Here is a 13,863-nt window from a genome sequence, read left to right as displayed (position 1 = left end):
TTCGACGGGTGTTTTTGATCCTCAATAATGGAAGAGGCGTTGTAGAAAATATCAGCTTTCCGTCATCCCCGCGAAGAAGGGTGTTGCAAAAGGTCTCAAATGCCGATTTGTACCGCTGCTGTCTTTCCCGCGAAGGAGGGTGTTGCAAAACCCTCCGGACATCTCGTTCCCATGCTCCGCGTGGGAATGCATACCGTACTCGCCCCAAGTGAATAACCAGCCTGAAACCCCCACAGGTTCGGACAAGGAGAGGTTTCTCCACATGCGGCCAGATCCGTATGCATTCCCACGCAGGACCCACAGGGCCTAAAAGCATGGGAACGAGGGTTTTGCGACAGCCTCGAAGGCGGGAATCCATCTCGAGAGTGGGAGTCTATCTCGAGCAGTGGATCCCCGCCTGCGCGGGGATGACGGTGTGTAGCGGGGATGACGGTGTGTAGCGGGGATGACGGTTGGGTGTTAATTTGCCCTTTTGCGACACCTTCCTTCGCGGGGATGACGGTTGGGGGTTAATTCTCCCTTTTGTGACAGACTCGCAGGTGGGAATAACGACTCAATATTGAATTTGGCGTTTGTAACGTTTCTCGACCATTTTTCTTTTTTTTTGCGCTCATCTTGCAGCTGGTTGCGTTCAGATTTTGCACTACATAAACTCGGAAGTTTCAGGTTCCCCTCACAGATTGTCTGTAAGTCCCTTCCAGAAGGCTTTAAGTTTCTCCATATAGGATTGGCTGGCATCTTTGGCCTGGTCTGCGAGCTTTCCTGCAGACTCTTTACCTTGCTCAAGCTCACAGGCAGTCCGTTCACCCAGGCATTGAGCTTTGCAGGTGTTACTGTCCTGTTCACTGATAAGGCTTGATGCTTTGCACCGGGCTTCACATACTGTCTGTTTCTGATCGCAGGTAAGCAGTTCGGCCTGGGCCAGCGGGGAGCAGATGAGGAGTGTGATAATGATTAGTTGTTTCATAGGGTGCATTTAATACAAGGCTCGGTAGATGGATATATTCTATCAGTTTGCTGGGGTTGAATTGTGAGTGACTCGTTAAATTATTTGTTTAACATTGTTTCAAGAATAAATATTCTCTGATGCCTATCAATATATAGCTTTTTTTATAAAAATAGTTCTGTTCAAAAAGCAGGTGGAATTAATTGGACGAATGGTTTTTTATTACTTTTTTGCATGGCTTACAAAATTTTTACAATTTTTTTTGTGATGAAAGCATAAAAAAATCACTGGTTTAAGAGTGTTGGTTATGTCAGAAACTTTGCGAGCATGTTGTTTTTTGATGGTGTGAATAGCGTGTTTTATACAGCCCTTCCCCAATAGATAGCTCTGTATTTTTCACTGGCTGGAATGTTGTTTTTATAATAGACCTTCAATAACAGTGACTTTCGTCTTGGTTTTGAGCCGGGCATGTGGTGATTAAACGATTACTGTCGTATTCATGATCGTGATTGTGTCCAAAGTGGGCGTATATCAGAGCTGAGTGTGTTGATCCTCAATCAGAAAAAATGTTCAGATGTGGTAATTCATTAAAGTAAAAGAGTGTTGAGCATTCAATCAAAAGAGCCTGTGTCAGGCTTGACTACAGGTCTGACAGTCCGCATTATCGCCGTAGGTAAAGGTGCTGATCTAAACGTATGATTCAGGCTTGGGTTTGTCAGCGAACTACGGTGAACTTGCTGAATGGTACTAGTCTAGTACATAGATAAACTCGGGAATTCACCAAAACACTCTGTCAAGATCAGGGCGGTTTTGCTGAATTCCGGTTTTTCGATCACACTTTATATCACACTGGTGTCGTATGAAGCTGGCCAGTGGCTTCGACAATCGGTTGGTTCGGATGAGAAGCGGTGTGTAATTATGTGTTGTATCTTGTTTTCTTTTGCATATTTTTAACTCCGTGCTATCAGGAAGTCAACCCTTGTCGGTAAGTTTGTGTGCTTCAGGACTGAAAGTCCTGTGAAGTGGGTTTCAGAATGCTGCAGCGAGCGCTTTGTGACAGCTTGATAAAAACTGTGATCAGCCGTTAAATCCTGTAGTTGCGTGTTTAATTGCATGTTTGGTTTTTCCTATAGGTGTTTTTACTCTGCTGCATTCGCTAATGAAATCCTTTTTACTAGAGACTTTCTACTTACAGCCTTTTTATTTCGAGAGAGCGGTTTGTCCGCTTTGATTTAAGGTATTGGAGACATCATGATCAAGATTGCTATTAATGGCTACGGCCGTATCGGTCGCAACGTATTGCGCGCACTTTACGAAGCTGGCCGTCGCGATGAATACCAGATTGTTGCCATTAATGATCTGGGTGATACCAGAATCAACACTCACCTGACCAAGTACGACACTGTACACGGTCGTTTCAACGCACAGGTTGAAGAAGGTCAAGGCGCACTGTTTGTTAACGGTGACGAAATCAAGACTTTCTCTGAGCGTGATCCATCCAACCTGCCTTGGGGCGAGCTGGGTGTTGACGTTGTTTTTGAATGTACTGGTGTATTCCGTTCTAAAGAGTCCTGCAAGCCACATCTGGATGCCGGCGCCAGGAAGGTTATCATCTCTGCGCCTGGTTCCAATGTTGATGCGACCATCGTTTACGGTGTGAACCATGACGTTCTGACTGCAGACATGACCGTTATTTCTAACGCTTCCTGCACCACTAACTGTCTGGCACCTATCGCCAAGCCTCTGAACGATATGCTGGGCATTGATAAGGGTCTGATGACCACTATCCACGCTTACACTAACGATCAGCGTCTGAGCGATGTTTATCACACTGACCTGTACCGTGCCCGTGCTGCGGCCATGAACATGATCCCGACCGCTACCGGTGCTGCCGCTGCTGTTGGCGAAGTGGTTCCTGCGCTGAAAGGCAAGTTCGACGGTATGGCGGTTCGTGTGCCAACCATCAACGTTTCTCTGGTTGACCTGACCTTTGTTGCTGCCCGTGAAACCACGGCTGAAGAAGTTAACGAAATCATTATTGCTGCTGCCAAGTCTACTCCAGCGATGTCTGACGTTCTCTTCGTTAACCACGAACAGCTGGTTTCCATGGACTTCAACCACAGTCCTTACTCTTCTAACTTTGACGCAACTCAGACTCGTGTTCTGGGCAACCTGGTTAAGGTTATGTCCTGGTATGACAACGAGTGGGGCTTCTCCAATCGTATGCTGGATACTGCCAAAGCTCTGATGAACGCTTAAAGCGATCTGAAAAGTAATAACAACTCAGGCTCGTTTTACGAGCCTGAGTTGTTTAAATTGGTTAAGTGAACACAAAGAGAAGACAGTGTTTGAGCAGGAAGCTCCTATACTTTCAGTGATTGAACAGCCCTTTCTTCTTTTGTTTTTACCCAGTCAAAATCACCTGTCTCTTGCCGTATTGATTCCTGTGGAAGCCAAAGAGTCCATAAGAACGACAGGTTCACAAGCGAGAGGATTATCATGCAAAGACGCACCAAAATCGTTGCAACCCTGGGCCCGGCAACTGAATCTGAAGAACAGCTGCAGAGGCTTATTGAAGAGGGTGTTAACGTCGTTCGCCTGAATTTCTCCCACGGTGACCCGGAAGATCATAAGGCCCGAGCCAAAACCATCCGCTCTATCTCAGCAAGACTCAATCGTCCGGTAGCGATTCTGGGTGATCTTCAGGGGCCAAAAATTCGCATTGGTCGTTTTCAGAACGGCAAGATCCATCTTCCGGATGGGGCCAGTTTCAACCTGGATGCCAGCATCGCTATTGATGATGGTGATGAAACCCAGGTTGGCCTTGGCTATAAAGACCTGCCAAACGACTGCAAAGTCGGTGATATTCTCCTTCTGGATGATGGCCGTATCAGCCTTGAAGTGGTTGCCATTGATGGTTCATGTATTAAGACGAAAGCGATCAATGGTGGTGAACTGTCCAATAATAAGGGGATTAACCTGCAGGGTGGTGGCCTTTCTGCTGAAGCACTGACGGACAAAGATAAAGAAGACATCCTTCTTGCCGCGGAACTGGAAGTGGATTTTCTCGCGGTATCGTTTGTCAGACGGGCCAGTGATGTAGAAGAGGCCCGTCGTTTGATGCGGGAGGCTGGTGGTATAGCCGCTATAATCTCAAAAATTGAACGGGCAGAAGTCGTCAATGACCATCAGTTGCTGGCAGAAGTTATTTCTGTCTCTGATGCGATTATGGTTGCCCGCGGCGACCTTGGTGTCGAAATTGGTGACCCTGAACTGATTGGTGCGCAAAAGCACATGATCAAAGAAGCCCGTCGTTTGAATAAGCCCGTCATCACGGCCACCCAGATGATGGAGTCAATGATTCACAATACCCAGCCAACCCGTGCGGAAGTCTTCGATGTGGCTAATGCGGTACTGGACGGCACTGACGCGGTTATGCTCTCTGGTGAAACGGCTATGGGTAAACGCCCTGATGAAGTGGTTAAAGCCATGAGCCGTATCTGTATCGGTGCTGAAAAACAGACCAGTGAGCATATGGCTGAGCGCCGGATTGGCAAGTTCGAACATGTAGATGAAGCCATTGCCCAGGCCACCATGTTTGCCGCCAATCATCAGGATGATATCAAGGCGATTGTCTGCCTGACCAAAAGTGGCGCTACGCCGCTGTGGATGTCGAGAATTAACACCCGTCTGCCTATTTATGCCATGACCCGCTATGAAACCACTGCGCGTCTTGTGGCTCTCTATCGTGGTGTTGAGGCGGTTGATTTTGACAGTGGTACCGAATATGGACCTGAAGTGAATGGCCGGGCCATTAATGTGTTGAAAGACCGTGGTCTTCTGGAAACGGGGGACAAGATTATTTTGACCAAAGGCGAAAGTCAGGAAGTCGAAGGTGGCACGAATACCATGCAGATTATCTGTGTCAGCTAAGGCTTTTTATTCGCTATAGGCATTATTCACTATAAGCATTTTTTACTGATCTTTGAAGTTTAACCAATAACAGATTTTTGCTGTTGCTTTTTTAAAAGCATTTGGCAGTTAGAAGGAGAGTAGCCTGGTATGACCGAATTAAAGAGAATCGGTATTTTGACCTCCGGGGGGGATGCTCCCGGTATGAATGCGGCCATCCGCGCTGCTGTCCGTGGCTGTATTTACTACGGTATTGTGCCGGTGGTGATTCAGGAAGGCTTTAAAGGGCTGATTGAAAACAATATGGATGTGGCGGACGCCCGTAGTGTCGCCAATATCATCAACCTGGGCGGCACATTTCTGAAATCTGCCCGCTGTCAGGAATTTCGCTCTAAAGAAGGCCGTACCAAGGCCTATGAAAATGCCCGTGCCGCGGAGCTGGGTGGTCTGATCGTTATCGGTGGTGATGGTTCTTTCACCGGAGCAATGCTGCTGGAAGAAGAGCATGGTCTGCCCTGTATCGGTGTGCCGGGTACCATAGATAATGATATCTATGGCTCCGATTATACCATCGGTTATGACACTGCTCTGAATACCGTGGTTGAAGCTATTGACAAGATTCGCGACACCGCAACCTCTCATAATCGTCTGTTCTTTATTGAAGTGATGGGCCGTGATGCTGGCTTTATTGCCCTGAATACCGGTATTGCTTCGGGTGCTGAGGATATTCTGATTCCTGAGCAGGAGAAAAATGTTGAAGCGTTTATGGAGTCTTTGAAAAATAGCGGTCGTGCCGGTAAAACCTCCAGCATTATTGTTGTCGCTGAAGGTGACCGGGGCGGCGGTGGTGTTTTTGAGCTGTCCCGTGCGGTGGAAGAACAGTTCCCTGAGTATGAAGTCAAGGTGACAGTGCTTGGCCATATTCAGCGTGGTGGCAAGCCCAGTTGCTTTGACCGTGTTCTGGCCAGTCGCCTTGGCGTGGCCGCTGTGGAAGCCCTGAGAAATGGCGACAGTGGTGTTATGGTGGGTGTTCGTGATCAGCAGGTTGTGAAAACACCACTGGAAAGAGCGATCAGCAAGCATAATCAGATCGATAGCACTCTGATGAAAGTGGCTGAAATTGTTTCTATTTAATCTGACGTTGAATGCTTACTGATAGATGACTAAAGTTCTCTAATCCGGAAAAGCCTCTGAAAATGAGGCTTTTTTGCTTTCCTCCCCACCGGTGTTTCGGGTCATTACCCTCAAAACCGGTTCCTCATCTGTGAAGGGGTTTCATTTCAGATAGAAGACACTTTCATAGAAGATTGTTGTAACAACCGCAGGTAACCACTATGGGTATCCTTGACTCTCTCAAGAAAAATCTGGGTTTCAGCTCACCCGAGGGAACTGTCCTGAAGGCGCCTTTGACGGGAAAAGTGCTTCCCATTGAGGAGGTGCCGGACCCTGTTTTTGCTGACAAGGTAGTGGGCGATGGTATAGCCATTGATCCAGCCGGAAATGTGATGGTCGCTCCCTGTGACGGTGTCATTGGCAAGATCTTTGAAACCAACCATGCCTTCAGCATGGAAACGCCTTCAGGCGTTGAGCTGTTTGTCCATTTTGGTATTGATACCGTAGAGCTGAAGGGCGAAGGTTTCAGGCGAATCGCCAAAGAAGGTCAGCAGATCAAGATGGGTGAACCGGTGATAGAGGTTGATCTTGCTCTGTTGAAAGAGAAGGCAAGAAGCATTATTACACCCATCGTTATTTCCAATATGGACGATGTCAGTCGTCTGGAAAAGGCCAGCGGTGATGTGAAGGCAGGGGTGGATACTTTATTAACTGTATATATGAAGTAATCATAGTGCTTTTATTCCATAGATAACCATATTCTGAATTGCGCAGCGAGTGGTCCCACCAACGGCTAAACTGACGCCAGTGTCTGACCGCTCGTGATATTTATAGTCGTCATGCGTCGCTTTGCCGGTATATCCCGATCTGCTTCCGTTGGATTTATTGTGTTGAACTTTTACTTGTATTATTACTCAAAGATGAATCCTGTATCAGGAGGTCGTGCTGAGTATCTTAATGGTTTTTCCCTCCGTATTTTCTGGCTCAGATATTGTCATTCTGATTAATGGGTAAGGCTCCGGGGCCTGATCGAATAACTCTATACATTATCAGCAGGAGAAAGGGGAATGGAAACAATAATTCAAGGTGGTGCGCAAAGATCAGTACCCCATAGTGATATCAATGACAGTCCAGATAAGGAGGCAGTTGCGAAATTCACTTTGAGCAGAACCCTTGTGTCGCACCAGCCAGAGGGCAAAGTTTTGCCAGCGCCTGCTTCGAAAGGAACTGAACAAACCCCATTGTCTGCCTATAGCATCTCTGGTACAGGGAATAAAACTCAGGAGATACCCTCTGAAATATTAACAAACTTCTCTAAACTTTTGATCTGTGATGGGAAGCTAATAAAAAATCAATGGCCCAGGAAACTGGAGGTTCGCACTATTAATTTTGATAATGGAGCGGGTGAAACTTCGGAGGTATCCGCCGTTCAATATTACTGGCCTCGTAACAGAACTGTTTCTTCAAATGGAATAAAATGGGAATTAGTCTGGTGCCAGTTCGCCAATAAAGATTATGGTGTTTTGCTGGGCAAGCCAGATAAACATCAATATCTTGAGGCGTTTAAGGATCTCACCTTTTTGGCCAGCGCGCTCAATGCTCTGGGATGTGATAAATGGCCGGATTTAGGGAGTGCTGTTTTCCCAAAATTGAAACTGGAATCTGATTGGGACATGAGGTCAATCATGGACAGACCTGGTCAGTGCCGCGCTGTATTGAGTGATAATGCAGATGTTTCTGGAATAGTACAAGACCATAGTAATTCTATAATTAAACAAAAGACCGTTTTTGAACTGGATAAAGATGGTGTTGAAGATGTTCTTGAGACAACAGATAAAGGGATTTCTGACATCGTTGAAAACTTTAAAATAACATTTGATTCTCCATTTAAGATTTGGGTGTTGCATAAGCCCACTGGAACCATTTTATTTGAAGGTGATGTTACGGGAAAAACTGAGCAACCAGATATAAAGAAATAGAGCTGACGTCCACTTCTCCTGAAGGAAGGAGATTCCTGATACCAGACGGCCATGCACGGCCACCGTTCACCTCTAATAAAAAAGGGGGGAACTGGCTCTTTTGGAAAATGAGTGGGGCGGCGGCAAGTTTTTAATTCTGGTTCCTCGGGGGCATTGACCATTTAACGCTCATTTGCTACCGGCGGACACATTATCTTATGAAAATACGCCCTCCATTGGTTTCTATTTACCCACTTAAAACTTAGGGAAGTGGCATTGTAGAAAGTAGTAGCCCTCCGTCATTCTCGCGAAAGAGGGTGTCGAAAAAGTTTTTAAATGCCAATTTATACCAATACCGTCTTTCCCGCGAAGGAGGGTGTCGCAAAAGGGCAAAACACCCCCCGACCGTCATCCTCGCGAAGGCGGTTGTCGCAAAACCCTCCAGGAACGAGGTTCCTGGTGGGTTTTGCGACAGCCTCGAAGGCGGGAATCTACCACGAACAGTGGATCCCGCCTTCGAGGGGAGAACGATGGTATATTGAGCGCCTCCATCCCTTAGACCAATGAGCAAGGGGAAGTTCTATTTAATGGTTATAATAAAGTAATACCTTAAATCTTTTTAAATCATGGATAGGACTTTTGGTTTTATGGACAAACAAACTACCTCACCGTCCCCTGCGCCACCCTGGCTTGCGTACCTTGCCCAGGGCGGCACGATGAAAGAACTTCGCAATATAGATCAGAGCCAGCTGGATGCCATATATCAGGTGGCTTATGGGCGTTTTAATTCGGGGCTGTTCAACGAGTCGTTAATTCTTTTTCGTCATCTTTGTCTACTGGATCACACCCATTATGGTTATTTTCTGGGGTTGGGTATGGTTCAGTTTGAGCTTCAGCAGTTTGCTCAGGCTGCTGCCACGCTGTCTCATGCTGAAAAGCTGGATGCTGAGGATCCCAGGGCGTCGGTGATGATGGCAAAGTGTTTTATCGAGTTGAAAAAGCGCCCTCTGGTTGCCAATGCCCTGTCTGAAGCCATTAGCCGGGCGGGTCGGTCAGAGCGTTGGCATAAAGAGCTGGAGCAGGCTCGACGATTAATGAACTATGTGGGTGAGCATTCAGGGAGGAAGTGATTATGTCAGATCCAGTGGGAGGAGCGGGTAGTGCGCCAGCAGCGGGTAGCGGTGGTTCCGTGGAATCAACAGATTCTGCAGACCCGACTGCGCCGGTCGGTTCCGGGTATAGTGCTGAAAATACCCAGTCAAACTCTGAAGGTGATGGTTTTGGGGGGAGCGGTGTCGATATGGACGCTCCCGGCACGGGCATGGTGAGAAGTACTGATTATTTTAAGCAGGCTTTTAAGGCAAGGCTGCTGGGTTTCAGCTCGGTTATTAGTGATTTTAGTTCGCGTTTCCTGACCAGAGGGGGAAATGAAATCGATATTGAGACCCTGCTGTCGGATACCCAGACTCTGCTTCTGGTGTTCAGGGGTTTTGTTAAAGATATTCAATCGCTGAATAAAGCGCAGACCATTGGACTGGCTGCTGATGCCCATGCTGCGGCTGCAGGGAGATCCCTTGAGATTCCGCAGCTTAAACAAGATATTAAAGATTTTGAGGGTAGTCTTGCTGGGTGGTGGGTTGGGGATGAAAAGGATCCTTTATTTTTTAGCGACACATTACGTGATAAAGAGTCTTCCGAGAGTCGTCTTCATGCAGTGAATACACTGATGGCCCTTGTTGTAACGGCTGTCAGGGATGCAAAGGTGGCCCTTGGTAGTGTGCAGGTACAGAACAATCCGGCCAGCCTGGAAACCGGCGAAGAGAGCCTGCTAAAGCGGCGGCTTGATAACCTCATTGAGCTGCACGGCGCGAGACTTCTGGGCAGGAAACAGGGAAAGTCTACCGATGAATTACGGGCGTTCAATAAAGATACAGTCGAGGAATACGATGAGGCCATTGACCGGGCTGAGCCCGGCGTGGTCGCTGAGGCCTTGCGGGTATTGCTGACTCCGGCGTTATTGACCCGGTTATCGGGTCTCTTTGCCCTGGGTGGGGCTTCTGCTGCCATTGCTTCCGATAATGATGACAGCACCACGGATCAGCAGCTGGCCGACACTATTGAAGGTCTTGCTCTGATTCTACTGGCTGAGCCCACGGAGACAGGCAGTGAAGAAAATCCGGTTGATCAGCCTTATCTGGGTGACAGTTTAAGTCTGGAAGGTGCCAATAACCCGCAGGCTTTTGCCCTGCTCCTTCTTCAGGAAAAAATGTCGGAGATTCAGGCGTCTGCGAAAAAGGATTATGCCAGGTTGGCTGAAGCAAAAGATGCCTCCGGGGATAGGCCGGTAGCGTTGGCTGAAGCAAAAGATACCGCAGAGGATAAGCCGGTAGCGTTGGCAGAAGCAAAAGGCGCCGCAGAGGAAAATCCGGTGGCGTTGGCAGAAGCAGAAGACGGAGCAGAGGATACGCTGTTGGCGCGGATGCTGGTGGATCAGAGAAAGATAGATACTATGGTTGCGGAGGTATTAAAAGATGCCGAATCCGCTGCATCGGCTATTCGCAGGCATCCCGTCTAACGTTTATTTAATCGTTGTTCCAGGTAAAGCCGTGCTGGTGTATAGCACGGCTTTTTTTATGTCACGACGGCTGACTCTGCATCGCTTTGGGGTATAATGCCCGATTTTGAAATATCAGTAGAACCGTTTTTGTTGGTAATTTTGTAAGTAAAGGGTAAGTCTGTTTAATGCCGATCTATGAGTATCAGTGTGAGCAATGCTCAGAAGTAATTGAAGTCATTCAAAAATTCAGTGATGCGCCGTTGAGTGACTGTCAGGCCTGTGGCCAGCCAGCACTGAAAAAACTGTTGAGCGCACCGGCCTTCAGGCTGAAGGGTGGTGGTTGGTATGAAACCGATTTTAAAGGCGGCAGGAAGAAGAATCTTGCCTCTTCGGATAATCACTGCCCGACCAAGGATACGAAGAGTGGTTGTGGCGGTTGTCCGGCAACCAGTGATTGATGCTAACTCCGGTCTGTTTCAGCAGGCTGGATGAATACTATTTAAATTCCCGATTTGAGGTACATTATGCGCAGCCATTATTGCGGCGAACTGAATCTTTCCCATGATGGGCAGGAAGTCACCCTCTGCGGTTGGGTACATCGCCGTCGCGACCACGGTGGTGTGATTTTTCTGGACCTGCGCGATCGTGAAGGCCTGGCTCAGGTGGTGGTAGACCCTGATACCGAAGAAGCCTTTGCCCTGGCTGACAAGTCTCGCAGTGAGTATGTCCTGAAAATTACCGGTATCGTTCGTCCCCGTCCGGAAGGCACCGCCAATTCCAACATGGCGACCGGAGAAATTGAAGTTCTGGGCAAGCAGGTTGAAATCCTCAACCAGGCTCAGACACCGCCATTCCAGATCGAAGGTTATACCGATGTGGGCGAAGATGTTCGTCTGCGTCATCGTGTCATTGATCTTCGCCGTCCTGAAATGCAGGAAAAGCTGATTCTTCGCAGCAAGGCCACTTCTGTGGTTCGCCGGTTTATGGAAGAGAACGGCTTTCTGGATATTGAAACGCCGATGCTGACCCGTGCCACTCCAGAAGGTGCCCGTGACTATCTGGTGCCCAGTCGAGTGCATCCGGGACATTTCTATGCATTGCCACAGTCTCCGCAGCTGTTCAAACAGATGCTGATGGTTTCTGGCTTTGACCGCTATTATCAGATCGTTAAATGCTTCCGTGATGAAGACCTGCGTGCTGATCGTCAGCCTGAATTCACCCAGATCGATATTGAGACTTCTTTCCTGGATGAAGAGCAGATCATGGGGATCACTGAATCTCTGGTTAAGAAGTTGTTTACCGAGGTGAAAGGCGTTGATTTGGGGGTTGAATTCCCACGGATGACTTATGCCGAAGCCATGAGCCGTTTTGGTTCTGATAAGCCAGACCTCCGTATTCCCCTGGAACTGGTGGATGTGGCGGACCTGATGACCGGTGTTGACTTCAAGGTATTCAAAGGGCCTGCGGAAGATCCTAAAGGCCGTGTTGCCGCTCTGAAAGTGACCGGTGGCGCTGTGCTGAGCCGTAAGCAGATTGATGACTACACCAAATTCGTCAGCATCTATGGCGCGAAGGGGCTGGCCTGGATCAAGGTGAATGCGCTGGAGAAAGGGGTTGAAGGCCTTCAGTCGCCCATCATCAAGTTTCTGGGTGATGAAGTTACTCTGAACATCATGTCCCGTATTGGCGCGGCTAACGGTGATATCGTCTTCTTCGGTGCGGATAAAGAAACCGTCGTTAATGAAGCATTGGGTGCCCTTCGTTGTAAGGTGGGCGAAGACCTGAAACTTTATACCAGTGCCTGGGCACCGTTGTGGGTTGTTGACTTTCCGATGTTTGAAGAGACCGGTAATGGTGGTCTCACTGCCCTGCATCATCCATTCACTGCGCCAACCTGTACGCCGGAAGAGCTGGAAGCCAACCCTTCTCAGGCATTATCCAGAGCTTATGATATGGTTCTGAATGGTTATGAAGTGGGTGGTGGTTCTGTTCGTATTCATCGTCAGGAGATGCAACAGACGGTATTCCGTGTGCTGGGTATTCAGGAAGAAGAGCAGCGTGAGAAGTTTGGCTTCCTGCTGGATGCTCTGAAGTACGGTGCACCGCCTCATGGTGGTCTGGCCTTTGGCCTGGATCGTCTGGTTATGCTGCTGTGCGGTACCAGCAATATTCGTGAAGTCATTGCCTTTCCGAAAACTCAGTCAGCTTCCTGTTTGCTGACTCAGGCACCGGGTGAAGTAGAAACTCAGCAGCTTCACGATCTGAATCTGCGCATTCGTCGCGATGCAGCTTCTGCGACCAGTCACTGATTAATGAAGGCAGCCGCTCTCTTAATGGAGAGTGGCCGTCAGTCAACGTTTTTAAGCAGAGGTTTTCTATGGCAGGTCACAGTAAATGGGCGAATATTAAACACCGTAAGGCCGCGCAGGACGCCAAGCGGGGCAAGGTATTTACAAAAATTATCCGTGAGCTGATGGTTGCTGCCAGGCAGGGCGGCGGTCTGGTTGAAGATAACCCGAAATTAAGAGCCATCGTTGATAAAGCGCTGGGCGCCAATATGACTCGGGATACCGTTAATCGTGCTATTGCCCGTGGTGTGGGTGATGATGATGACTCCAATATGGATGAAGTCACTTACGAAGGTTACGGTGCCGGTGGTATTGCGGTTCTGGTTGAATGCCTGACGGATAATCGTAATCGTACCGTGGCGGAAGTTCGTCATGCGTTTTCCAAGCATGGTGGTAACCTGGGGACCGATGGTTCTGTTGCTTACCTGTTTGAACGAAAAGGTCAGATCTTCTTTGAAGAAGGTGTCGACGAAGATGAGGTCATGGAGGCTGCCCTGGAAGCCGGTGCAGAGGACATTGTCAGTAATGATGATGGTTCTGTTGAAGTCCTGACTGAGTGGACTGAGTTTATGGCCGTGAAGGAAGCTCTGGAAGCGGTGGGCCTGACAGCTGCAGGTGGTGAAGTGGGTATGATTGCTTCCCTTCAGATCGAGCTGGATCTGGCCGGTGCGGAGAAGATCATGAGGCTGATTGATCGCCTGGAAGATCTGGATGATGTTCAGAATGTTTACACCAATGCGGATATTTCTGCAGAAGTGATGGAGCAGATGGGCTGATTGTTGGTCGGTATGCTTTACCTGAAAACCCGGATCTTTCCGGGTTTTTTTATATGAGGCTTTTCATAATCATTACAGATTAAAGGCCAGCGTGATCAGAAAAAGTACCAGAGTGACGCCGGCAATGGTCAGTAATGTTTTTACTTGATTATTCATCTGGCAGGCTGGCTCCCTAAAACTCATGTTCAAGGGTAAGTGGTGCGGGCATGGATTCGTAGCGTATTTTGGTAATCCACTGTTTCTAAATTGTAAT

12 protein-coding genes are annotated in these 13,863 nt (G+C 48.2%); 10 read left to right on the top strand and 2 right to left on the bottom strand.

Features of this window, described 5'->3' with window-relative positions:
• Positions 1–673: 673 nt before the first annotated feature.
• Positions 674–967 (bottom strand): hypothetical protein, encoded by a 294-nt coding sequence (locus RM811_RS15060; protein ID WP_402525825.1) that lies wholly within the window; start codon positions 965–967, stop codon positions 674–676.
• Between the two features lie 1,227 nt (positions 968–2,194).
• Here RM811_RS15060 and gap point away from each other — a divergent pair.
• From gap to RM811_RS15010, 10 genes are all read left to right on the top strand, one after another.
• A complete protein-coding gene (gap, locus tag RM811_RS15055; RefSeq protein WP_402525827.1) occupies positions 2,195–3,205 on the top strand; it encodes a type I glyceraldehyde-3-phosphate dehydrogenase in 1,011 nt (336 codons plus the stop codon).
• Between the two features lie 240 nt (positions 3,206–3,445).
• Complete coding sequence (gene pyk, locus RM811_RS15050; protein ID WP_402525822.1) at positions 3,446–4,879, top strand: pyruvate kinase; 1,434 nt, start codon at positions 3,446–3,448, stop codon at positions 4,877–4,879.
• 129 nt (positions 4,880–5,008) lie between these two features.
• A complete protein-coding gene (gene pfkA, locus RM811_RS15045; protein ID WP_402525820.1) occupies positions 5,009–5,992 on the top strand; it encodes a 6-phosphofructokinase in 984 nt (327 codons plus the stop codon).
• A gap of 200 nt (positions 5,993–6,192) precedes the next feature.
• Complete coding sequence (crr, locus tag RM811_RS15040; RefSeq protein WP_402525818.1) at positions 6,193–6,699, top strand: PTS glucose transporter subunit IIA; 507 nt, start codon at positions 6,193–6,195, stop codon at positions 6,697–6,699.
• Positions 6,700–7,038: 339 nt separating this feature from the next.
• A complete protein-coding gene (locus RM811_RS15035; protein ID WP_402525815.1) occupies positions 7,039–7,950 on the top strand; it encodes a serpin family protein in 912 nt (303 codons plus the stop codon).
• Between the two features lie 626 nt (positions 7,951–8,576).
• Complete coding sequence (locus tag RM811_RS15030; RefSeq protein ID WP_402525812.1) at positions 8,577–9,059, top strand: hypothetical protein; 483 nt, start codon at positions 8,577–8,579, stop codon at positions 9,057–9,059.
• 2 nt (positions 9,060–9,061) lie between these two features.
• Positions 9,062–10,504 carry a hypothetical protein gene (locus tag RM811_RS15025; RefSeq protein WP_402525810.1) on the top strand — a complete coding sequence of 481 codons (1,443 nt, stop codon included), beginning with the start codon at positions 9,062–9,064 and terminating at the stop codon, positions 10,502–10,504.
• A gap of 167 nt (positions 10,505–10,671) precedes the next feature.
• Entirely contained in the window at positions 10,672–10,944 is a 273-nt protein-coding gene (locus RM811_RS15020; protein WP_402525808.1) for an FmdB family zinc ribbon protein, read from the top strand.
• Positions 10,945–11,010: 66 nt separating this feature from the next.
• Positions 11,011–12,795 (top strand): aspartate--tRNA ligase, encoded by a 1,785-nt coding sequence (aspS, locus tag RM811_RS15015; protein ID WP_402525806.1) that lies wholly within the window; start codon positions 11,011–11,013, stop codon positions 12,793–12,795.
• A gap of 68 nt (positions 12,796–12,863) precedes the next feature.
• Positions 12,864–13,610, top strand: a complete 747-nt coding sequence (locus RM811_RS15010) for a YebC/PmpR family DNA-binding transcriptional regulator (RefSeq protein WP_402525804.1) — start codon at positions 12,864–12,866, stop codon at positions 13,608–13,610.
• A gap of 72 nt (positions 13,611–13,682) precedes the next feature.
• Here RM811_RS15010 and RM811_RS15005 read toward each other — a convergent pair.
• Positions 13,683–13,863: hypothetical protein (locus RM811_RS15005; RefSeq protein WP_402525802.1), on the bottom strand; the 181-nt coding region annotated here is incomplete at its 5' end.

Source organism: Endozoicomonas sp. (assembly GCF_031844845.1).
Lineage (GTDB): Bacteria > Pseudomonadota > Gammaproteobacteria > Pseudomonadales > Endozoicomonadaceae > Endozoicomonas.
Note: the sequence above shows the minus strand (reverse complement) of the source record. Positions and strands in the feature narration are given on the sequence as shown.

What these genes read in the sequence shown, in the direction of transcription:
- RM811_RS15020 (WP_402525808.1), top strand. Translation starts at nt 10,672, where the DNA reads ATGCCGATCTATGAGTATCAGTGTGAGCAATGCTCAGAAGTAATTGAA.
- RM811_RS15010 (WP_402525804.1), top strand. Translation starts at nt 12,864, where the DNA reads ATGGCAGGTCACAGTAAATGGGCGAATATTAAACACCGTAAGGCCGCG.
- RM811_RS15030 (WP_402525812.1), top strand. Translation starts at nt 8,577, where the DNA reads ATGGACAAACAAACTACCTCACCGTCCCCTGCGCCACCCTGGCTTGCG.
- pfkA (WP_402525820.1), top strand. Translation starts at nt 5,009, where the DNA reads ATGACCGAATTAAAGAGAATCGGTATTTTGACCTCCGGGGGGGATGCT.
- aspS (WP_402525806.1), top strand. Translation starts at nt 11,011, where the DNA reads ATGCGCAGCCATTATTGCGGCGAACTGAATCTTTCCCATGATGGGCAG.
- pyk (WP_402525822.1), top strand. Translation starts at nt 3,446, where the DNA reads ATGCAAAGACGCACCAAAATCGTTGCAACCCTGGGCCCGGCAACTGAA.
- RM811_RS15060 (WP_402525825.1), bottom strand. Translation starts at nt 967, where the DNA reads ATGAAACAACTAATCATTATCACACTCCTCATCTGCTCCCCGCTGGCC.
- crr (WP_402525818.1), top strand. Translation starts at nt 6,193, where the DNA reads ATGGGTATCCTTGACTCTCTCAAGAAAAATCTGGGTTTCAGCTCACCC.
- RM811_RS15035 (WP_402525815.1), top strand. Translation starts at nt 7,039, where the DNA reads ATGGAAACAATAATTCAAGGTGGTGCGCAAAGATCAGTACCCCATAGT.
- RM811_RS15025 (WP_402525810.1), top strand. Translation starts at nt 9,062, where the DNA reads ATGTCAGATCCAGTGGGAGGAGCGGGTAGTGCGCCAGCAGCGGGTAGC.